This window comes from Galbibacter sp. PAP.153 (assembly GCF_037029175.1).
GTDB lineage: Bacteria > Bacteroidota > Bacteroidia > Flavobacteriales > Flavobacteriaceae > Galbibacter > Galbibacter pacificus.
On record NZ_JAZEUN010000006.1, the window covers coordinates 1 to 21663 of the forward strand.

The window sequence follows — 21663 nt, forward strand, 5'->3', positions numbered from 1 at the left end:
TATAGCAGTTGACTTTTTAAGCCGAAATAAGATAGCTTTTTTTACTGCTGATAGTCCAACTAGGAAGGATAAGGAATTATTTAAACTCTATGATATCTGGTACAGAAATTATTTAACCCAATACATTAATAAACTCAATAAGGTTGTGGTGATAGGTACAAATGAAATATACTTCTCCTGCATTATGCGAAAGGATTTCGTACTAACCCATGAAGAATTGGATAAAATTTTTGAACAAGTGCTTTTAGAATTATATCCAAATTCTTATATCAGAAAATATGAAGATTCTATATAGTCATTTTTTAGATAAAGCCATTCTCTCTCGACCTTTCGATCAGTGCCTGATCACCTGCCGAAGAGACATCGAAAATAATTTTTAGATTCTTTTTCCTCTTTTCAATAGCAGCTAAGGATAATGGGACATAATTAGGCAAATCCTTAGTTTTAACACCCTTTGAAATATGAAATAGAATTCCCCGGTCAAAGTCATCCAATAAAAAATCATTAGATATTTGAGTCCTCAAATGCCTATTTACCGTATGGCTATAATATGGTGGTCTCTCAAGTATCGTTTTAACAGCTGTTATTATTTCTTCTGAATCTACATCCGATTTAATTAACAAGCCTTCTGGGTCTATATTTTTTAGAATATTATATATTCTGTAATTATTGTTGAACATAGTTAATATGGCAATTTTAGCCTCAGGCAACAGTCTTTTTGCTCTTAATGCTAAATCTTCCCCTGAAACTATTTTACCGTCTTTGGAAGGGGGGAGTTTTATGTCTAAAAGTATAATATCATAACCAATGGATACAGACGCTTTTTTAATTTTATGCAAACCCGTATCACAGGAATCCGCTATATCAATTTTAAAAATATAATCACCGCCATCCATATTTTCAATAGCATTTTTGTATCCTTCAACAATCATTGGATGATCATCCACAATTAAAATTTTAACTTCTTTCATAGCCTTAATTAATTTACACTTGGAATTGTAATAATAATTGATGTACCCTCTTTTTCTTTGGACTGGATACTTAAAATCCCATTCATTTTTGAAACCCTATTTCTCATACTATTAATACCAATGCCTTGAGCGTTTTTAGCGGTATTGAAACCTTTTCCATCGTCTGAAATAGTTAAAATCAAGTCATTCTTTTTATTCTCAAAATTAATATAAACATTTTTTGCATTAGCATGTTTAATGACGTTTTGTAAAGCTTCTTGAATAAGACGATAAATATTAATTTTCAAATCATTCCCTAGATAATGCCAAGGTATATCATTTGCAATATGTACATGAAATTTGAATTTTCCTAATTTTGACTTCCTTTCAATCAATTCTTGGATTAAATCACCAAAATCAGTTTCTTTAATTTTAGAGTCATTGAATAATTCATGTGATAAATCCCTAATTTCTTCTTCAATTTTGCGAATTTCATCAATATAACGGGCCCTTACCCCTATAGAATAGTCATCCTTCTTGTTATTCAGACCATCCAAGCTTAATCGAAGTCCAAATATTTTCCCCAAAATGCCATCATGTAATTCAGAGGAAATCCTATTTTTTTCCTGCTGTCTGACCTCTTGCAATTTTGATTGCAGTGATAGCATCAAGGCGTAAACTTCTTCATTTGCTTGTTGTCTTTCCCTTTCAGACTGTAATATTTTATATTTACTACGGTTATTTTTGATAACGAAAACGAGTCCAACGGAGACAGCAAACATTACTAATAGTCCAATCAAATAAATTTTTTGTTTTCTTAACTGCTGATTCCTATATTTAAATTGCTCTGTCTCGTAGGCTATGCGTATAAACTTATTTCGTTGTGCTCTTTCAACCCTGTTTAGGCTATCGGCAATCTTCGAATATTCATTTAAATATTTAAATCTGGTTACAGCTCGAATTTCGGATAAAATTTTTAATGACCTCAATAGATTTTTATAGTCCTCTATTTTTTTTGAAATGTCTCTAGCGTCTAATGCATATTTATATGCTTCAACTGAATTACCCTGTTCTTTAAAATATTCGGATAAATGAATATTGCTAATGGCAAGACCATTATAATCTTTAATGCTATCTCGGATATGTTTTGCTAGTTGAAAGTTATGTTCTATTTTTTTATTTATAATCTTTCCTTTGAACTGATTGTAGGTCAGGTTATCTAAGATCATAGCATATAATTTTATATTTCTATGCCGTAAATTATTATCTTGAAGCAATCCCTTAAATATGGCTATTGCCTGAGGGTAAAAGCCCTGATTTTGCCTAACAATCCCAATATTATTTTTCGTGTTTTCTTCAAAATTATTATTGTTATCTGTTCCCTCAATAATATTTAAGGCTTTTTCATGATAGGAAATAGATTTCTGGTATTCTCCCAGCTCATTGTATATAATACCCAAGTTATTATAGCACCTATAAAGTTGAAAAGGTTTTTCTTCATTTGCCTGATTTAGTAATTCGAGCGCCTTTATAGAATTAATTTCACTTCCTACATAATCTTTTATTGAACTTTGAACAATGGCTTTATTTATCAACATTCGACTTTCTAAAAAAGATCGATCCAAATTTTTAAAGAGTTTTTGAGCTTGAGAATAGTAAAAAAATGCACTATCCTTCAGTATCCCTTTCGCATAATAATTTCCAATATCCCAGTATAAATTCGCTAAAGAAATGGAATCTTGCTTTTCTCTGGCAATTTTCTGAGATTGATGATTGATTGCCAAAAAGACAGAATCTGTATGTTCCTTATATAAATTATAGGATATTTTGCTAAGCAGCCTTGACTTTATAGAATCGTTTGCATTTTCAATGATAAGATTATAAGCCTTTACAAGGCTATCCTTTCTTGCCGAGGAAGTTTCCAGATTGTCTAGATTATCAATTAATTCTGTAATTCTACCAATCAAGTGATCCTGTACTGAGGGATCATTCTTTTCCAAAAATTCTTCAGTACAGGATATTAATAAAAAAAGTAAAGTGAAAAGAAATAATTGTCTTTTCATAAATGTTAAAATTTAGTCTTCAGTTTCTCTATCGTCATCTATAGGATTTCCTTGGTCCCCGGTATCATCTGCTCTTGTACTATCTACAACATTATTAACTAAGCTATCAATCGTTTTTTCCGGGATAGAATCAACAGGCTTGGATTGAATTTCTACAGGATAATAATCAATTTCTTCTGGTTCACAGGAAACAATAAAAGTCAAAGATAATAATACAGTTAATACCGCGATAAAATTTAGTTTATTCATTTTAGCTTTATTTTTAAGTTATTATATGCTAAAATTAACATCGATTTAACGGTTTATGGAACGTAAAACTGTATCAAAAGTACAGATAAACAGTACTTTACAATATCTCGATTTATAATGTATATTCACTTTTAAAATCACTAAGGACGACATAAAATGTCGCCCTTAGTGATAGATTATGATGATCTGACCGTTAAATATATAAATTCATTAAAAACTTGCGATGGAGTTTTCTCTCATCTTATATATTTGACTTAAACCATTCTTTAATTCCTGTTCTATAAATCTCCACTGATCTCTGGGAGTATATCCGCTATAAACAGATCTGCATATAGTAATTAAATCTGGATTGATGGAAAATTCTTTTAATTTCCCTATGAAATCCTGAATTCTTTTTTTAATAATTGCCTCACTCACCTTTCTAGGACTGGGAAATATATCTTGATAATAATTAATAATTAAAAAATATGAGTTTTCATGAACTCTGGATTGTATACTATTACAAATAAATCTAATAGGATGATATTTATCGTGGTTAAAATTCAAGTATTCTTCTTCGCTTACTTCAATTATAATTTCATTATTATTTTCTGGTTGTATAATACATGAAAAAAAATCTAAATCAATATCCAGCAATACTTTTTTAGCATCATGTTCTTCAAAATCTTTTAACCCGACAATTTCGTAATTTACGATTTGGTGAGGGTTATTTAATAATGGATTAGCGTCCAATTGGTTGCCTGAAATTAAATTTTTCGCATCATTATTATAAGAGGTGATAAAAAAATCTTTTTTCATTTTGACCTTATGGTCCACTTTGCACCAGATAATTTTATTAAACACACCAATAAATGATGCTACTTTTATGAAAGATGCGATTGTTAATTCTTCGTATGTAAATCTGCTTAACTTCTTATCTGACCATTCAAAGACGTTTTCGAGTGGAGTATTCACCCTTAGCGTTGTCATATCACTATGATCATCAAAATGCAATAGGGTATAATTTTTTTTATCCTTTCTATGTTTTAAAAAATTAATCCATATATAAAAAGCTTCATTGTGCTCTTCAACAATAAATAAAGGAATAGTGGCTTTATTTTTCATATATCTAATTCTTAAATCTCGTTATCTCTTTTGAATTATCCGTAGATGTTGATTTTTTATTTTTATTCCATCCCGTTGAAAAAGAATATACTACCGATAGTTTAAATCTGGTAAGGCTTAAATCGGTTTCATAATTATTTTGATAGCCATCAAAATAGGAGATATTGTCATAATTATAAGTATTAAATATGTCATCAACACCTGCGGTAATTTTTAAAGAATCATTAAATAGATTTCCTGTAACCCCTAAATCAAGTCGCCATCGACTGGCCTGATAAATCTGGTAAAATGTTGAATTGGATCGGTACGAAAAACGATTGAATATTTCAATATTTGGAGTAATCTCATAACTATTATTAAATTTTACGGAGTAATATTGAAATTGATCCAAATCCCTCGTATCTGTAACGAATTGTGGTTTGATATCGTAATTGTAGGTTTCTCCATAGAAGCTTAACTGACCACTCCATTTATTATCAAGTAAACGATAATAAATACCTACACTAGCATAAAAATCATTGATAGAAGTGGCATTTTCGGGTCTAGTTCTGGTATAAAGACTATTCTCAAGTCGACGACTAACCAACATAATCATATCATTATAACGATGGTAGCCCAAATCAATATCCAAAAAATCAAATAGTGAATTTTCCAAAGAAATGGTGTTTCTTTTAACTGGTTTTAAATCTGGATTACCTACCCTATAAGAAAATTCTGAGATATAATATTCATATGGATTCAAATAAACATAGTCAGGTCTAGTTAGTCCTGATGTGAATTTTAAAGCAGAAGAAAGATTTTTTGTTTTGTAACTTACAACAAAATTAGGCAAGAAATTTGTATAAGAGTTCGCAGAGATGGTTTGCGTTGATAGAAATGCGGATGCATTCTCTGTATGTTCTATTCTAACGCCTCCTTTAAATGACATATTACCAACAGAGGTACTCAAAAGACTATAACCTGCAAAAACCTTTTCATCGTATATTAGACTATCTGACCTACTACCGTTCAGCATTTCTAAGCCATCAATATCGTCAAAATAGGTTGCGTTATTTTCAATCTCACTATCGGTATATTTTGCACCGGCTTCAATTAAAAAAACCGAAACGGGTATTTCAAAATCAAGACCCATTATAAATTGGTGTCCATCTAAAGGAATTTCTGCACGGCCTTTATTAAGAGAATCAATTGTACTTCCCGTAATAAACTTATTTTCGAAGTTTTGTGTTTCATCTATAAAACCTGTTAGGTATCCTATATTTGATTTAATTTTAAAATCAGAGCTATCTTTTGTGTAAGTATGTGAGAGATTCATACTTGTTAGGTTGTCCTCAGCATTTTTTAAATTTTTAAATTTTAGGATAAAATTTTGTTCGCCGTAATAAGAATTTTGCTGTTGTATGTTGGTCTGCTTATTTGTACTATAGCTACTAAAATTGAAATTCAACTCGTTGCTTTGATCTATTTTGTAATTTAGATTTGAATATAAGCTGAGAACCTTACTATCTATATCATAGTTTTTTAGGTAGTCTTGTTGAGTATCTTCATCAGAATTATCGTAAAAAATATTTCCGTTTTCAGTTCCATAACTTTTTGAATTTCTATAGCCAACAGATGCTGACCCGCTGAATCGTCCGCTAACTAAGTTTACATAAGCATTTTGAAAATCACTTATCTCTTCATTCACATATGAATAACTTGATAGATTAACACTCAATCCATCTACAGCCTTATTCTTGGTTATAATATTTACTATTGTCCCTCTATCTGCGTCATATTTGGCCGATCCACCCGAAATAACCTCAATCTTTTTAATGTTATTTGCAGGAATAGTTTTAAGAAGATTTAAGTCTTGGGAGTTTTTAAACCCCTGCCTTCTACCATTTATAAGAATCGTTACTTCACTACTGCCATTGAAAGCTATGGAAGATTCATTTTCAATCCAAAACCCAGGTAATTTTCCCAACAATTCTATTCCATTATCTCCCTCAATACCCGGAATTCTCTCCACATAAATACTCTTTTTATCTCCATCCAAAACCGCAATGGGTCTAGTTGCTTCAACGATCACTTCGTCTAATTCATTTGTGTTTTCTTCAAGTGAAAAAATTTTATTGCTTACATTGTGAACAAGATTAATTGGCTTGCTTATATATACAGCATATAATGGATGCGATATTCTCATGAAGTATTTCTCCTTTTCTATTCTTGAAATTTTAAAATTCCCCTGATCATCTGTGTTTTGAGCAAATACGAAAGTTGAATCGCTCATCTTAAATAATTCAACAAATGCATTTTTCAAGGGTTCACCGCTTTGATTTACCTGTACGACCCCGGCTATTGAATGTAGAGATTCTTGGGCATGGAGATTGTTTATAATTAAGGAAAGCCCCAACATTAATTGACTAAAAATTATAACTTTATTCTTCATTGTATTCTCGAATTATTAAGGAGCTTCTAAGTTTTAAAATCTCTTTTTATAATTATTTTAGGAATATCCCAGCCCCTTGTGAGCTGGAATATTTCCATTGAAATGACAGGCTACTGAATATATCGAATCCTAGCCTGATCTAAATTCCAAATTTTCATTGCTGATTTGAAGGTTAACATGACCTTCTGCAACAACTTTCTTCAACCGCAGGCAATTTTATTGTTGCATCGCAAGTGGCTCCAGAATCTCCGGACATATCTTCAGCACCAATTAGTGATTTCATTTGGTCTTCCTGAAGATTCATCAGGGACGTTTTTTTAAGAGTTATCTTCTTTTTTTTCATTTTAATGAATGTTAAGGTTGTTAATTTCGACAGGATCTTCTACAACAGGAGTCATCTACAGCTTCTAATTTTACCGTGGCTCCACAAGTTGCACCCGAATCATCGGACATATCATCCGCCCCTATAAGGGATTTCATCTGATCGTCCTGTAAATTCATTAAGGAGTTTTTCTCAAGAGTGATTTTCTTTTTTTTCATAAAAAAGTTTTAGGATTAATAATTAACAAGATCTTCTGCAGCATGATTCATCAACTACTGGTAACTTAATAGTTGCATCACAGGTCGCTCCTGAATCGTTAGACATTTCTTCGGCACCGATCAGAGATTTCATCTGATCATCCTGAAGATTCATTAGGGATTTTTTCTTTAAAGTGATCTTCTTTTTTTTCATCACATTATTGGATTTAATTAAACATTTAGTTCTACTTCTTGGCCTTCGAAGCAATTTTGTTGAAAATCAACATTTCAAACTTATGCTATGTCATAAATTATTAGATGAGTTTTACCAATGTGAATTTTAGGGGAATACCGTAATTTTTTATATTAGTTCCTGCATTTCATGAACTGATCGTGTGATTAAAAGAAATGTGGCTGTATATGTTTCTGAGAATTTATGCCTTAATTTTACAAAAGTATTGGAATGCAGCAGGTAAAAGGATCACTAAAAATGCCTTTATAAACTTCAATTACCATTAACAAAAAAGAAAGATCTTCTGGTCTTTTGGGATGATTTGTCTATTAATAATAATACCATTAAATAAAATGAAACTTTCAAATGGTTGTATGCAAAAGGCACAATATCCTGTTGAAGCGTATCTTTATAAATGAACCGTTGCTTTTGGTCATTGTCCTTGGTGAAATTTTCAAGCTTTAGGAGTTCTTGTTCAACGCTTAACCATTGTTCCCAATCGTTCACCGTAATCGCAATATCAAGATCGTAAGTTAAGCGTCCGGACTGCATATGGTGTAATTCCATAATGATATCCCGTGCGGTGGCACCGATTACAAAAAGAAATACCTGCTTCTTTGTAATATTCTGTAAGTTCCAACAAAATAGGTTTTAATAGCGGATGCGTAAATTTCCCGCTAGATATACGGTAGTTCATTCTCTAGTATTTTTTTGCGGTCTCTATATTTCTTCCATAGCCACTATTTATTAAATCTGCATATACTAAAAGTGGGGGGCGGCTTGGTTGTTCGTATTGTTATCTTTCCAAAATTTTTGCAAGATTTCAACGGTACCGGTTTCACTTGGAATTAAACGTAATGTTTTTGCGACTTGAGAAAGTTCTAAATCTGTAAATAGGGTAAATTGCTCAGGTCTTAAATTGTCTGTATAAAGCCCCCTCCAGGTTCACCTCCCCAAAGGATAGAACCATTTTCTGAATGTAAATCTATAGTGTGCCAGTTTTTTAGTTGTTCCTGATCTATAAAACGCATTCGTTTTCTGAGAATTCGAGGTCTAAGGGTTGCATTAAAATCGACCACCCAACGTTCTAATAATTCTCTTTTATTTTTAAGAACTCGTTTATTACTTGTTTTCAATAAGTAATTTAAGGCTTCTAGTTCGTCCATTACATTGCTTACCGATCCTATGGACACATCAGCTCGTTCCGAAATTCTTCTGTAAGAATCATGGAGGCCTTCGGGCTTATTTAATAAATGAAAAATAATTTTTAACCCTGTTTCTTGAAAAGCTCGTGATTGATTTGTCTTGTCTTTCTTTGCATTCTTTTGACCTTCTACGAAGATCGTTAAATCATTATACCTTATAAACGCATTGCCGGCAACATCGATATAATTAATCCCACGTTCCTTCAGTTCCTGAGCTGCTTTTTTTGAAATATATTCAGCTATTAATATAATTTTAAACCGCAAATGAATCGCTGCTTAACCAATCTAAGTAACTATGTGTACACAACAAAATATTTAGAAATATACCTTTTTTAGGAGTTTTTTAAAATAGGGATTTTCGGAAACTTATAAAATTGCAATATACTTATTGTCAGTATATTGATAATTTTTGTGTTTAAATCAATACAGAAAACATCAAACTTTTGTTTGCAAATGGCGTGCAAATTTTTTCAGTAACTTGTTGCTTATGAAAACATTTTTATCACTCACACTAGATACGCGAAGATGCAAAATGGACGGGACTTTTCCAATTATTTTGCGGTTGACCCATCACCGAAGAAGTACTTCGATAGCCACCGGATTTTCAGTGAAGGAGATGTACTGGGATTCCAGAAAAAATGAAATCAAAAATAAGTATGAGGGGACCGAGTCGGTAGGAAGGCTTAACAATATTTTGCTGAAAGAGAAAGCAAAGGCCGCCGATATCATAAACAAGCTTCACGATAAAGGGATGCTGAACTATATGTCCATCAATCAGGTGAAGTCCCGGATAACAAGAAGCGATGTGTACAGTTCCTTTTTTAAATTCGGGGAGGCCAAGGTCAGGGAACTTAATGAAATGCAGCGTTATGGTTCTGCCAAGGCATACGGTGTGCTGTTATCGGTGCTTAAGAATTTTACCAAGGGAAAGGATGTTAAGTTCCATGAGGTGAATTATGAATTTTTAATACAATTTGAAAAACACCACCTCTCCAAAGAGGGCAACTCGATCAACGGCGTTGCTTGCTATATGCGTACCTTAAGGGCCATCTATAACAAAGGGATCAAAGAAGGACTTATCGAACGGGAGGCCTACCCTTTTTACCATTATAAAATCAGAATGCAGCCCACACAAAAACGGGCCTTGCCCCTGGAGAGCATCCGTAAGATTATGCAATTGAAGACCAAAAGGGGATCGGCTATCTTCCATTACCGGAATTTCTTTTTAATATCCTATATGCTGTACGGAATGTCCTTTGTGGACCTGGCTTTTTTAAAAAAGAAGAACATCGTAAACGGACGGGTTCAGTTTCGCAGAAAGAAGACCTCTAAAATCTATGACATCAAGATCTCGGGCCAGTTGCATGAAATCCTTAAGTATTACCTCGAGGGCAAGAAGAAGGAAGATTTTATCTTTCATATCATAAAGCGGACGGATTTAAAAGCGCAGTACAAGGATATCATGTGGGAGCGACACCGTTATAATAAAGGGCTCAAGACCATAGCCGGGAAATGTAATATAGAACACAGGCTTACCTCTTATGTGGCCAGGCATAGCTTTGCCACCCAGGCGATGCTCCAGAACATTCCTTTGGAGGCTATTTCGGCGATGATGGGGCACAGTAAGTTGAACACCACGCAGATATACCTAAAATCACTACCCACGGATATTTTAGATCAGTATCATGAAAAGCTTGAAATATAAGTTTTCAATATTTTAGTGAACAGCAACATCAATAATGGGGACAGCCCTGTGCGGCCAGTGACCTGGTGCACTTTAGGCAACGTATTGGTGAGCCCGGGATAGCAAAAATCCTGAAGCATTTGATAGACAGGCGCGGTAAGGACAGGCCACCCGTGTGAGTGTAGATAGCACCGCTCAGGAAAAGAACATCACGTATCCTACCGATGCCAAGTTTTACAAAAAGATTATCGACCAATGTGTGAAAAAGGCAAAAAAGGGAGGATTTGTTTTACTCAGCAGCTTCAGCCGATTTTGGACTGATCACCTTGGTCCATAATGTACGTAGGCTGTCCAATAGTAAAATCGACTTACAGCAACTGATCGTAGCACTGTTTTTAATCTCTAAGGAGCTTATAAAAGCCTCTATATGACTAGAATAAAGCTTTTACTGAATCGCAATTAAGCAAAACATCACACACAAAACGGCAGAAGGCTATATCACCAAATTTATAGAAGCAGGATTAATATATAGAGAAAACACAATAACTATCTTGTAGTTGAAACCAAATAAAAATTTATTAAATTTGCATATCGCGAATCGCGAATCACAAATATATAGGTAATGAAAAAACATAGTGGAATGCGACCTCATGACATAGTTATATTATTGAAAATTATAGCCAAAGGAAAGGAACAATGGTATATGAAAGATATAGCTAATGAACTTTATATAAGTCAAAGTGAAGTAAGCGAGTCCTTAAACAGAAGTATGATGGCAGGTTTAATCGCAAGTAATAAGAAAAGAGTACTAATGTCAGCAGTTCAAGAGTTTGTATTTTTTGGCCTCAAGTATGTGTATCCGCAAAAACCCGGAGCAATGGTAAGAGGTATGGTTACGGCTCATAGTGCTATGCCTTTGGTAAATAAGATTCAAAGTAACCAAAATTTTGTTTGGCCATATAGCGAAGGGTGTCAAAGAGGTTTTTCTGTTGAACCGTTACACCCGAATGTTCCAAAGGCTTGTTTAAAGGATGTAAAACTTTATGAATTATTATCTTTATTAGACGCTATACGTATAGGTAGTGTAAGAGAACAGAAAATGGCTATGGATGAATTAAAAGAGAGACTTAATTAGAATGAAAAATACCATCATAAATAGAAAAGTTATCCAAAAGGTTGCTAAAGCTTTAGGAGACCTCAATAGTCAAGTAATATATGTAGGAGGAGCAACAGTAAGCCTATACATTAATGACCCAGCAGCAGATGATGTTCGTCCTACAAAGGATGTTGATATCAGTATAAAAGTAGCTTCCGTAGCTCATTTAGAAGAAATAGGGGAAGAACTATCTAAAAGAGGTTTTAAACAAACAGCCGATTTAGATGTTATATGTCGTTTTAAATTTGATGATGTTTTGGTTGATGTTATGGCAACGAAACCTGTAGGTTGGGCACCAGCTAATCCTTGGTTTGAAGACGGCTTTGATAATCTACAACAAGTAGATATTGATGGTTTAACCATTCAAATAATGCCATTGAATAATTTAGACGAAGCAGTTTGTTGAGTTTCCATATCTTTTGATTTTAGTGAATCTTAAAGATATTCGATAGGCTCTTTTTCATAGATGCTAACCGTAATTACGGCGTGCTGACTGTAAATGTCAGCACGCTCGGAAATAGACAAAACTCGGTGATTTTAGTTATCTTAGTTTTTAACCAATCAGCAACTGATTGTTATAAGACAGTTGGGTGTAATTAAAGCGCATATCAAAAATCATTGGCAAAACAAATCATACGGATTATTTTATTATATTTGTACGTATAAATTAATTTTGTTATGGATACTAAATTAACACTAAAGCTTGATCAACATATTATTGAAAAAGCTAAAGCGTATGCTTCTAACAAAAAAATGAGTTTGTCTCGTATTGTAGAAGCCTATTTACAATCTTTGACTTCTGAAAATGACCCCGCTGAGTTCGAAATTTCACCTTTCGTAAAAAGTATCACAACCGGAACTGAAATTCCAGTTGATTTGGACTATAAAAAAGAATATTCTGATTATTTATTTGAGAAATATAAATGAGCAAAAGGATTTTTATAGATACAAATGTGATGTTGGACTTTTTAGGGGAGCGCAAACCTTTTTACGAACCGATAGCTAAAATAGCAACCTTAGCTGAAAAAGAGAAACTAACAATGGTTGTTTCGCCTATTTCGTTTGCTACAGTTAACTATTTTCTAGCAAAATTTGAGAACGGAAAAATAGCGAGGGAAAAACTAAGAAAATTTAAGATAATCTGTGAAATATGCTCTCTCGATGAACAAACGATTGAAAAAGGACTCAATTCTTCGGTTAAGGATTTTGAAGATGCTTTACAATATTTCAGTGCAACAGAATCAGAATGTGAAATAATAATAACAAGAAACGGAAAGGACTTTAAAAAATCATTATTACCTGTTATGACGGCAGATGAATTTTTAAAATCTTTGGATAAAAATAACTACACCCAATAACTAGAACACCGGCTATAGTTATCATTGCTTCTGACTTTCCTCTCGGAAAGTCCTCGCGGATTTTCCCTCAACGAGCCATACACGAGAAACATCGGCGGTAATTTGGCAAAACTTAAAAACCTAGGGCCTAAGAATTAATTTTTTACTATGAACCTTTTTAAAACAATAGAAGTGAAATTATTGATTTTATTCATATCTGCACTTGATTCTATTAGTTTCGTGCCAAGAAAAAATCACAAAAACTCAAAAGAATACTGAAATTAGCACAAATTTTGTTTTCAATCCCAATTTCAATTATTTTTAAACCAAATCAGGTGGTTTTGAGACAGGCTGCCCCTCAGCAAATATTTGAATTCAAAATCCGACAGTTATTGTATGATAATTAAAACAATCTAATACATGATAAATATTATCATACCGACCAAAAAAAAGCAATGTTTAAAAGAAACTTTAGAACATTTCTCTAAATATTTCCCCTCAGAAAAAGGAAAAATAATTTTAGTTATTGATTTAGATGATGATGAAAATATTGCTAGTCTATGCAACAGTCTTGATATACATTATGTCGGATTCTACAGTGAAAAATTTAACAAATCTTTAGCTTTAAATATTGGTATTAGCAAAATAGTAAAACTAGTTCATGAAAATGATAGTCTTCTTATTTGTGATGCAGATGTAACCTTATCAACAAAGACTATTAGCTTATTTAAAAAACATTCTCATATTATTCTTGATAAAGTTATTGAGACAAAAGATAATTCTTCAAGAGATGCTTATGGGATAATAAAGTGCCCATTAAAAGACTTATTAGAGGTTAATGGTTATGACTCGAATTTTCGCGGATGGGGTTTTGAAGACCATGATGTTATATGGAGAATATCTCAATTAGGAAGGACATTTATTAGACTTGGGATTGGAAAACATAAATCACATGATGATATTGAAAGAACTAGAAATTATCATTCAAATAATAGATTATTAATGCGAGAAGAAAATAAAAGGTATTTTGAAAAGAAAAAAAAGAATAAAACTTTAATAGGGACGCTAATACAAGACACGCAAATTTTAAAATCAAGTGAATAAAGATACGTTAACATTAATTATTCCTTACAGGAATAGAGAAAACCATTTGGGAATTTTTCTAAAGTGGTTTAAAGAATACTCCAACAAAGAATTAATTGAGGTGCTTTTTATTGAATCTGATATAGAAGCATATTCAGAAGATGTCGTTAAAACGATTCCTAATGCTAAGTACATACATGTAAAGGAGAGTAGAAACAGCCAGTTTCATTTAGCTAGGTATCTCAATATTGGGCTTAATAACGCAACTGGAACTTATATTTGTCCTTACGATATTGATTTAATCCCCTATAAGAATTCATTATTTATTCATCTCGAAAGGGCAAAGCAAATAAATGAAATAATATGTGGATATAGACTTGACATACACGAAAAGGATTGGTTAAAACCAAATTTAAATAATACATGGCAATGTTCTGAAGATTCTGAAAAAGCTTTAAAAAAACATTTATTAACAACAGAAAAATTTGGTGTTTGTCCAATATTTAAAAAAAGTATCTCTGAAAAAATAAACGGTTGGGATGAAAATTATATAGGCTGGGGAGGAGAAGACCAAGATTTCATTGAAAAATATATGAATGCAACAAATCAGATAATATTAAGGTCCCCAAACATCTTATATCTGCATATAAAGCATGATTACGAAGAGTACTGGAAATCGAATAGTATTGTAAATAAGAATCGTGAATATTATTATAAAAAATTATAATTATGTCTGCTCATTTCTATATAATTTGCACATGTCGAAATGTAGAAAACTGGATAGAAAAAAACATAAATTCAGTTAAAAATCAACACATTAAAAGTTTTACATTTTTAATATGGTTTGACAACCCTACGGATGATAGTGTCAATATTGCAAATAGATGTATTGGTAATGATGTGAGATTTAAAATATTCGTTTCAAAGGAACAGGTTTACGCGACAGAAGCTAGATGGAACCTCTTAAAGTCCATTAAGGGTGCTAAGCCTACAGATATAATTATACTTCTTGATGGAGATGACTGGTTATACTCAAATAATACGCTCTCAATTTTATTTGAAGCATATAAAGAAAATGAAATAATTACAACTCATGGTAATTATATATCTACAAATAATATTGTTTGTTCATGGTCTAAAGATTATAGCCATGAAATAAAGAGTAATAATACTTTTAGAGAGTCTCCTTGGATTGCAACACATCTTCGAACTTTTAAATATGGAATATTGAAATACGTTAATGAAGAAATCTTAAAAGATTCTTCGGGTGATTTTTTTAAATCTGCCACAGACATGGCCTTGTTTCTTCCTATTTTAGAATTATCAGGAAAATATTCCATGTTTATTAATGAAGTGTTGTATGTATACAACCATAGAAATAACTTAGCGAATTCTAATCTACGAATAGCTAACCAAAGAAAAAGTGAAAAAGAAATCCGACAAAAGAAAAAATTACTTTCTTTAAATAAAGATATAGTAAAAAATATGATAGTAAAATGATATACTTTTTGACATTTAAAGAACATTCTTATACAGTAAGTCCATTTATTGACTATACAAAAGCTAAAAATCTTACTGTAATAGGGTATGAAGATTTATATGTAAATCAATTAAGTGTTGATGATATAGTAATTTTTTGTGATATTGATAGGTGTAATACTAAAAGGCTTAACACACTAAAAAAAATATTTGAAGAGGTAGAGAAGGTCGGCTGTAGGACAATGAATAATCCGAATAAAGTACTGAGAAGATTTGATTTGGTAAATCATCTAAACAGTCTAAATTACAATCTCTTTAAGGTATACAGACCTCAAGAGGTCGATGTACAATCAATAAGATATCCTGTTTTTTTACGTGATGAATTTGAGCATAACGGCCCCAATACGGATTTGATTTATAATCATACAGAACTAACTAAAGTTATAGAAAAGATCAATCATAAAGATATCCTAATAACAGAGTTTGTAAACACCTCTGTGGATTCGTTATTTCACAAATATGGAGCATTTATAATTGATGGAGAGATAATACCTAGACATTATTTCATATCAGAAAGATGGAATGTAAAAAGCTCAAGTTCTATAACAAATGAATCAATCATAAATGAAATCAAATACTTAAATAATAATCCTCATCGAGAATTGCTTCAAAAAATTTCAGAAATAACAAATATTGAGTATGGGAGAATTGATTATTCATTTTTAGAAAATCAGATTGTAGTCTTTGAAATTAATACAAACCCTACAATCATTGACCAATGGGATATCGAAGAGGAATCTTTAAGATATGCTGTAACAAAGCAATTTGTTAATAATCTAACAATAAAAGTTAATTCAATGAAAAGAGCGTAATTTGAAGTTTGTCCGAGACTTTATATATTAACAGAAGAAGCATATACCAATAACCAAGTATAAAACATCTTGTAACCTTTTTAGTTACAAATATTTGAAAACAATTAAAATTGATTTTGTAATGTTTTTTGTTATTTTTGTAATGAAAAGATACTACTTTATATTACAAAAAGTATAAAATAAACAATATGGTAAGCATAGAAGACCAAGTAATTGCACAAATAAAAAACAACGAAGAAGGAACCATTTTCCTTACAGAAGATTTTGCACATATAGCCAATGCCAATGCGCTACGTGTAGCTTTATATCGTTTGGTAAAAAGAGGTGTTTTATACAGGTTGGCAAGTGGTATTTATGTTAAACCAAAAATAAGCCAACTACTAAACCAAATGGTGCTGCCAAGTTTAAATGAAATAGCACAAGCTATTGCTAAACGTGATAAGGCACGCATAATCCCAACGGGTAGTTTTGCTATGCACGCTTTAGGTTTAAGTGAACAAATACCATTAAACGTAGTGTATTATACAGATGGTAAAGCCCGAAAAATTAAAATAGACAATAGAAGCATCACCTTTAAAAAAGTTAGTCCTAAAAAATTAGCATTAAAGGGTAAAATAAGCAAATTGGTAGTATTGGCATTAACAGAGATAGGCAAAGACAACCTAACCAAAAACGAGGAAGCTAAAGTTGTAAAGCTTCTAAAAGATGAAAAGCTCGAAGATTTAAGACACGATTTACAATTAGCACCACAATGGATAGCAGAAATTATGGCAAAAGCATTATAACAAATGAGTAGTCTAACATTTTATAAAGCAAGTGCAGAAGAAAAACGATTGGTTTTTCAAGAAATTGCAAAACAAAGAAAAATACAGGATTTTGCTGTAGAAAAAGATTGGTGGGTAGTACAAACCCTTGATATTATCTTTTCGCAATTAGATGTTGCCGAACATCTATTATTTAAAGGCGGTACGTCATTAAGTAAAGCGTGGCATTTAATACAGCGCTTTTCAGAAGATATAGATTTGGCCCTAAACAGAGAGTATTTAGGTTTTGATGGTGGTTTGATTAGCAAATCGCAAGTAAAAAAATTAAGAGAGAAATCATTTGAGTTTGTTACCACTACATTTTATGAAGCCTTACAAAAAGCATTCGCAGATAAGGGTTATACAAACGTTACTTTCGATTTTGAAAATTTAGGTGATGGAGACCAAGACCCAGTATCTATTTTAATCTATTATCCTGCGGTTACGGAACATTCAGAATATGTTTTACCAAGAGTAAAGGTAGAATTGGGCAGTCGCTCGTTAAAAGACCCTTTTACACATTGCGAAATTATATCATTTGTAGGTGAACAATTTCCTAAACGTCTATTTGCTGATTCACCCATAACTGTACCTTGTGTAAACCCAGAACGCACCTATTTAGAAAAACTGTTTTTGTTACACGAAGAGTTTAAAAAACCTAACGACAAAATACGTGTAGAACGCTTAAGCAGGCATTTGTACGACATTACCAAAATCTACAATAGCGAACATAAAGACAAAGCCTACGACCAAGAATTAATAATTTTTATTATTGAGCACAGAGAACGATTTAATGGAATGCGTGGCGTTGAATATGGCACATTATATCCACCAAACCTAAACCCTATTCCACCAGACGATTTTATAAAAGCTTGGCAAGACGATTATAAAACGATGCAAACCAATATGATTCCAGAAGACAGTCCAAGTTTTACAGCCCTTTTGGAAACCGTTAAGCAAGTAACCCAAGAATACAACGAATTGAAATTTGAATAAATGAGTAAAAGCTGTATACGGACACCTTTTGAGGGTATTGGAAAACGCGAAGCTTTAAAGGGCGATTTACAGGCTTATTGATCAAGACGAATCACATCGGAACATTGATTGGTCTACAAATATGTAAACGAGCAGTTATTGATTGCAGTGTGTTGTTACCATTACGGACAATAATCTCCGGGATAGTAAAATCCAAACCGATCATACTTCACGGAGCGTTCTGTCTATTTTGTACTTCCCGAGCCACGCAGGAAAGGTACCGGCTTTTGTAAACAAAATCAAAAATACGGGAGTAAATACCATTTAACAGCGATGGGTGGGTCTTGTCAAAGACCTAACCAAGGGCAGGTTCCAGAACACAGAATTAAGAAAGCGGTCTGTTTTTACCTCGTAATACCGTTTTGATATGGGAAGTTTAACAACAAAACTTACGGGACGCTCAATCGGCGCTTGCCTATCATTTTTAAAACGGATGATTTACAAAGCGCAGCCCACGGCAAATCATCCGTTTTAAAAACGGTTTATGTATGATGTTAGGTATAATCGGTGATTTCTCTAGGTTTTGTGTAATGGTTTAACTATGAATTCAATATAATTTGTACAAGATGTCATATAAATCCATACTATTTTACATCAAATTTTACCATTTGTTTAAATAAATAATAAAATATTTATATATTCGCACTTTGTGCATACATATGAACATTTATAGTTTGTGAAATTGGAATTAAAAGTAGATCACCAAAACCCTATTCCCCTGCATCTTCAGGTAGAGCAGTTATTGAGAGAATTAATTGAATTGCCCGAATTCAAAAACGGGGCATTCCTTCCGCGGGAAGTGGAGCTGGCCAAAAAGCTCGGGGTTTCCCGCAATACAATCCGCCAGGCGGCCAATAAGCTCCATAATGAAGGGTTGATTGTCCGCAAGAAAGGAGTGGGCACCAAGGTAGCGGGGAAAAATATCACAACCAATTTATCGGAGTGGCACAGCTTTACCCAGGAGATGAGCTCGAAGGGGATTCCATTTAAAAATTTAAAGATCAATGTAGAATGGGTGAAAGTGAAGGAGGCCATTGCCACTTTTTTTGACATAAAACCGGACACAAAAATTTTAAAATTATCCCGACTAAAAGGAGATGCAGAACCTTTGGTCTATTTTGAAAGCTATTTTCATCCCCGTATCGGCCTTACCGGGGAAGAGGATTTTCAACGGTCCTTATACGATATCCTTGAGAAGGATTATCACACCATCCCGTCGGTGTCCAGAGAAAAGATAAAAGCGGGAACGGCCGGAAACTTTTCCGGGATTTTACAGATCGATAAAACGGAACCGATATTAATCCGGGAACGGTTTGTCTCCGATCCGGGAGACCGCCCCATAGAATATAATATCGGGTATTACAGAAATGATAAATTCACCTATTCAATAGAGATAAAAAGATGAAGTACAGTATTGGCGTAGATATCGGAGGCAGTCATATATGTTGTAGTATGTATGAACATTCTAACATACAAATATTGAAAAATACCTTTATCCATCAAAAAGTGGATTCCAAAGGGGCTGCAAACGTTATTTTAAACGCTTGGGCAGACGCTGTTACGCAAACGATTAAGCTGGCCGGCTTTCCTGCAATGGGTATTGGCATCGCCATGCCGGGGCCCTTTGATTACAATCAGGGGATTAGCGAAATTAAGGGTTTGGGAAAACTCGGTACCCTATATGGCCTCAACGTACGAAAGGAACTATCCGACCGGTTGGGTTTCCCGGGATCTCAGGTACGATTTATAAATGATGCGGCGGCCTTTTCCATAGGGGAATCCATTGCCGGAGAGGCAAAAAAGTATTCCAAGGCATTGGCCATCACACTGGGGACAGGTCTTGGGGCATCGTTTTTGAAAAATTCATACCCTGTCATAAGCAGTCCCGATGTTCCCCGGGGCGGGTTCCTGTACAATCAAATTCACAAAGGCCATTTGGCAGATGAGGTATTTTCCACACGCGGTCTCATTACCCATTATCAAAAAATATCGGGGCATCAGGTCAACAACGTAAGGGAATTGTACGAAAGAGTGCCGTACGATCAAAAGGCGGTCGATTGCTTTCAATGGTTCGGAAAGGAACTGGGACAGTTCATACGCCGTTATGCCCAAGACTTCGGTGCAGGGGTTTTAATTATCGGCGGCAATATTTCAAGGGCCTTTGATTGTTTTGGGGATAGTTTGCAACACGAAATACCGGATGTGAAAATATATGTGTCGAAACTCGGGGAAGAAGCTGCCATCATAGGAAGTGCATTGCTGTTGGACGACCACTATTATAAAAACATTCAACCAACATTTAAACTCATGTAATATGCAGCCAAAACAGCTTTTTAAAATAGCCTCCGTGCTTTTGTGCTACTTTGTTATGGGCTTTGTTGATATTGTCGGGGTGTCAACGGGATATGCACAACGGGACTTTGACCTTTCCCCCGAACTATCTCAATTGATTCCGTCCATGGTCTTTGTGTGGTTTTTTGTACTGTCGATTCCGGTAGGGGTGCTACAGAACAATTACGGAAAAAGGAAGCTCTTACTGATCGGTATCTTTATAACCGCCATTGGGATGTTCCTTCCCTTTATCTTATATACCTATGGGAGTTTATTGGCCTGCTTTGTGTTACTGGGTGTTGGAAATACGATTATACAGGTATCGGTAAACCCTTTATTGCAAGAGGTAGTGTCCAAATCGAATTTTTCCAGTTTTATGAGCCTCTCCCAGTTTATAAAAGCCATAAGTTCCTTACTGGGGCCAGTGCTGGTGACCTTTATGGTAGGTTGGATGAGTGATTGGAAATATGTCCTTATTTTTTACGGGGTTACGGCTGTGTTATGTGGTCTCTGGCTTGCCCTGACCCCGGTTCAGGAAACCCGCTGTGAAGAAAGAGCTTCTTTTAAGACCGCCTTGGCCCTGCTAAAAAATAGGTTTATTGCCTGTATGGTATTGGCTATCTTTCTTATAGTGGGCTTGGATGTTGGAATGAATACCAATATTCAAAACCTGTTGGTACGGAAATTTGACGTGAGCCTGGAAAATGCCTCATTGGGGATCAGTGTTTATTTTTTAGCACTTATGATAAGCAGGTTTGCCGGAGCGCTTATACTCGCCAGGGTGGATACTGTAAAGTTTCTGTGGTGGTCTGCCGTCCTTACCGTTGGTTCGTTGATATTGACCATACTGGCCCCAAGTCCGCTGTCTGCATCTGTTTTTATATTCATGACGGGACTGAGCTCGGGAAACCTGTTCCCCCTTATTTTTTCGATTACCATCGGGAAGTACCCGGAGCGTTCCAGTGAAATTTCGGGACTTATGATCATGGCCGTTGTAGGGGGGGCGGTCATTCCGCCGCTCATGGGTGTAGTCAATAATTATTTTGGGGTCTCCTGGAGTTTTGGAGTGCTTTTAATAGGTGCACTCTATGTATTGGGCGCGTATTTTATAATCAAATCAAACTAACATA

General features: G+C 33.9%; 24 protein-coding genes and 1 pseudogene. 17 read left to right on the forward strand and 8 right to left on the reverse strand.

Annotated features, from left to right (window positions below; genetic code table 11):
- Positions 1-295 (forward strand): hypothetical protein (locus UXI14_RS04500; protein ID WP_335965061.1); only part of this gene is annotated, 295 nt, incomplete at its 5' end.
- A gap of 7 nt (positions 296-302) precedes the next feature.
- On the opposite strand, the gene UXI14_RS04505 is transcribed toward UXI14_RS04500, so the two are convergent.
- The 8 genes from UXI14_RS04505 to UXI14_RS04540 all read right to left on the reverse strand — a co-directional run bounded on the left by UXI14_RS04505 (position 303) and on the right by UXI14_RS04540 (position 9017).
- Entirely contained in the window at positions 303-971 is a 669-nt protein-coding gene (locus UXI14_RS04505) for a response regulator transcription factor (RefSeq protein WP_277900078.1), read from the reverse strand.
- 8 nt (positions 972-979) lie between these two features.
- A complete protein-coding gene (locus UXI14_RS04510) occupies positions 980-3013 on the reverse strand; it encodes an ATP-binding protein (RefSeq protein ID WP_335965062.1) in 2034 nt (677 codons plus the stop codon).
- Between the two features lie 12 nt (positions 3014-3025).
- Complete coding sequence (locus UXI14_RS04515) at positions 3026-3262, reverse strand: hypothetical protein (protein ID WP_277900076.1); 237 nt, start codon at positions 3260-3262, stop codon at positions 3026-3028.
- A 210-nt stretch (positions 3263-3472) separates the two neighbouring features.
- Positions 3473-4366, reverse strand: coding sequence for a UPF0489 family protein (locus tag UXI14_RS04520; protein WP_277900075.1), 894 nt, complete (start codon positions 4364-4366; stop codon positions 3473-3475).
- A gap of 4 nt (positions 4367-4370) precedes the next feature.
- The gene (locus UXI14_RS04525; RefSeq protein WP_277900074.1) at positions 4371-6797 is read right to left on the reverse strand and encodes an outer membrane beta-barrel protein; all 2427 of its coding nucleotides are present in this window, start codon (positions 6795-6797) and stop codon (positions 4371-4373) included.
- Positions 6798-6969: 172 nt separating this feature from the next.
- Entirely contained in the window at positions 6970-7101 is a 132-nt protein-coding gene (locus tag UXI14_RS04530; RefSeq protein ID WP_277900073.1) for a hypothetical protein, read from the reverse strand.
- Positions 7102-7821: 720 nt separating this feature from the next.
- Positions 7822-8115, reverse strand: coding sequence for a hypothetical protein (locus tag UXI14_RS04535; RefSeq protein ID WP_335965063.1), 294 nt, complete (start codon positions 8113-8115; stop codon positions 7822-7824).
- A 347-nt stretch (positions 8116-8462) separates the two neighbouring features.
- Positions 8463-9017: a hypothetical protein gene (locus tag UXI14_RS04540; RefSeq protein ID WP_335965064.1), complete on the reverse strand. Its 555-nt coding sequence runs from the start codon at positions 9015-9017 to the stop codon at positions 8463-8465.
- Between the two features lie 223 nt (positions 9018-9240).
- On the opposite strand from UXI14_RS04540, the gene UXI14_RS04545 reads away from it, so the two are divergent.
- The 16 genes and pseudogenes from UXI14_RS04545 (at position 9241) to UXI14_RS04620 (ending at position 21659) form a co-directional block, all read left to right on the forward strand.
- Positions 9241-10458, forward strand: coding sequence for a site-specific integrase (locus UXI14_RS04545; RefSeq protein WP_335965065.1), 1218 nt, complete (start codon positions 9241-9243; stop codon positions 10456-10458).
- A gap of 41 nt (positions 10459-10499) precedes the next feature.
- Positions 10500-10687: pseudogene (locus tag UXI14_RS04550) on the forward strand (IS5/IS1182 family transposase); the annotation flags it as partial.
- A gap of 34 nt (positions 10688-10721) precedes the next feature.
- Positions 10722-10868, forward strand: coding sequence for a hypothetical protein (locus UXI14_RS04555; protein ID WP_277900068.1), 147 nt, complete (start codon positions 10722-10724; stop codon positions 10866-10868).
- Between the two features lie 191 nt (positions 10869-11059).
- The gene (locus tag UXI14_RS04560) at positions 11060-11572 is read left to right on the forward strand and encodes a hypothetical protein (protein WP_335965066.1); all 513 of its coding nucleotides are present in this window, start codon (positions 11060-11062) and stop codon (positions 11570-11572) included.
- Position 11573: 1 nt separating this feature from the next.
- Positions 11574-11999, forward strand: coding sequence for a hypothetical protein (locus UXI14_RS04565; RefSeq protein ID WP_277900066.1), 426 nt, complete (start codon positions 11574-11576; stop codon positions 11997-11999).
- 272 nt (positions 12000-12271) lie between these two features.
- Positions 12272-12520, forward strand: coding sequence for a DUF6364 family protein (locus UXI14_RS04570; RefSeq protein ID WP_335965067.1), 249 nt, complete (start codon positions 12272-12274; stop codon positions 12518-12520).
- Positions 12517-12951 carry a PIN domain-containing protein gene (locus tag UXI14_RS04575; RefSeq protein WP_335965068.1) on the forward strand — a complete coding sequence of 145 codons (435 nt, stop codon included), beginning with the start codon at positions 12517-12519 and terminating at the stop codon, positions 12949-12951. The genes UXI14_RS04570 and UXI14_RS04575 overlap by 4 nt, the downstream gene beginning before the upstream one ends.
- 399 nt (positions 12952-13350) lie before the next feature.
- Positions 13351-14034: a galactosyltransferase-related protein gene (locus tag UXI14_RS04580; protein WP_335965069.1), complete on the forward strand. Its 684-nt coding sequence runs from the start codon at positions 13351-13353 to the stop codon at positions 14032-14034.
- A complete protein-coding gene (locus UXI14_RS04585) occupies positions 14027-14740 on the forward strand; it encodes a glycosyltransferase (protein ID WP_335965070.1) in 714 nt (237 codons plus the stop codon). Before UXI14_RS04580 ends, UXI14_RS04585 begins: the two co-directional genes overlap by 8 nt.
- Positions 14741-14742: 2 nt before the next feature.
- Positions 14743-15513 carry a glycosyltransferase family A protein gene (locus tag UXI14_RS04590; RefSeq protein WP_335965071.1) on the forward strand — a complete coding sequence of 257 codons (771 nt, stop codon included), beginning with the start codon at positions 14743-14745 and terminating at the stop codon, positions 15511-15513.
- Between the two features lie 8 nt (positions 15514-15521).
- The gene (locus UXI14_RS04595) at positions 15522-16364 is read left to right on the forward strand and encodes a hypothetical protein (RefSeq protein ID WP_335965072.1); all 843 of its coding nucleotides are present in this window, start codon (positions 15522-15524) and stop codon (positions 16362-16364) included.
- Between the two features lie 188 nt (positions 16365-16552).
- Complete coding sequence (locus UXI14_RS04600) at positions 16553-17149, forward strand: DUF6088 family protein (protein ID WP_335965073.1); 597 nt, start codon at positions 16553-16555, stop codon at positions 17147-17149.
- Positions 17150-17152: 3 nt separating this feature from the next.
- Positions 17153-18163 (forward strand): nucleotidyl transferase AbiEii/AbiGii toxin family protein, encoded by a 1011-nt coding sequence (locus UXI14_RS04605; protein ID WP_335965074.1) that lies wholly within the window; start codon positions 17153-17155, stop codon positions 18161-18163.
- A gap of 715 nt (positions 18164-18878) precedes the next feature.
- Positions 18879-19607, forward strand: coding sequence for a GntR family transcriptional regulator (locus UXI14_RS04610; RefSeq protein ID WP_335965075.1), 729 nt, complete (start codon positions 18879-18881; stop codon positions 19605-19607).
- The gene (locus UXI14_RS04615; RefSeq protein ID WP_335965076.1) at positions 19604-20515 is read left to right on the forward strand and encodes an ROK family protein; all 912 of its coding nucleotides are present in this window, start codon (positions 19604-19606) and stop codon (positions 20513-20515) included. Before UXI14_RS04610 ends, UXI14_RS04615 begins: the two co-directional genes overlap by 4 nt.
- Before the next feature lies 1 nt (position 20516).
- Positions 20517-21659: an MFS transporter gene (locus tag UXI14_RS04620; RefSeq protein ID WP_335965077.1), complete on the forward strand. Its 1143-nt coding sequence runs from the start codon at positions 20517-20519 to the stop codon at positions 21657-21659.
- The last annotated feature ends 4 nt before the right edge of the window (positions 21660-21663 follow it).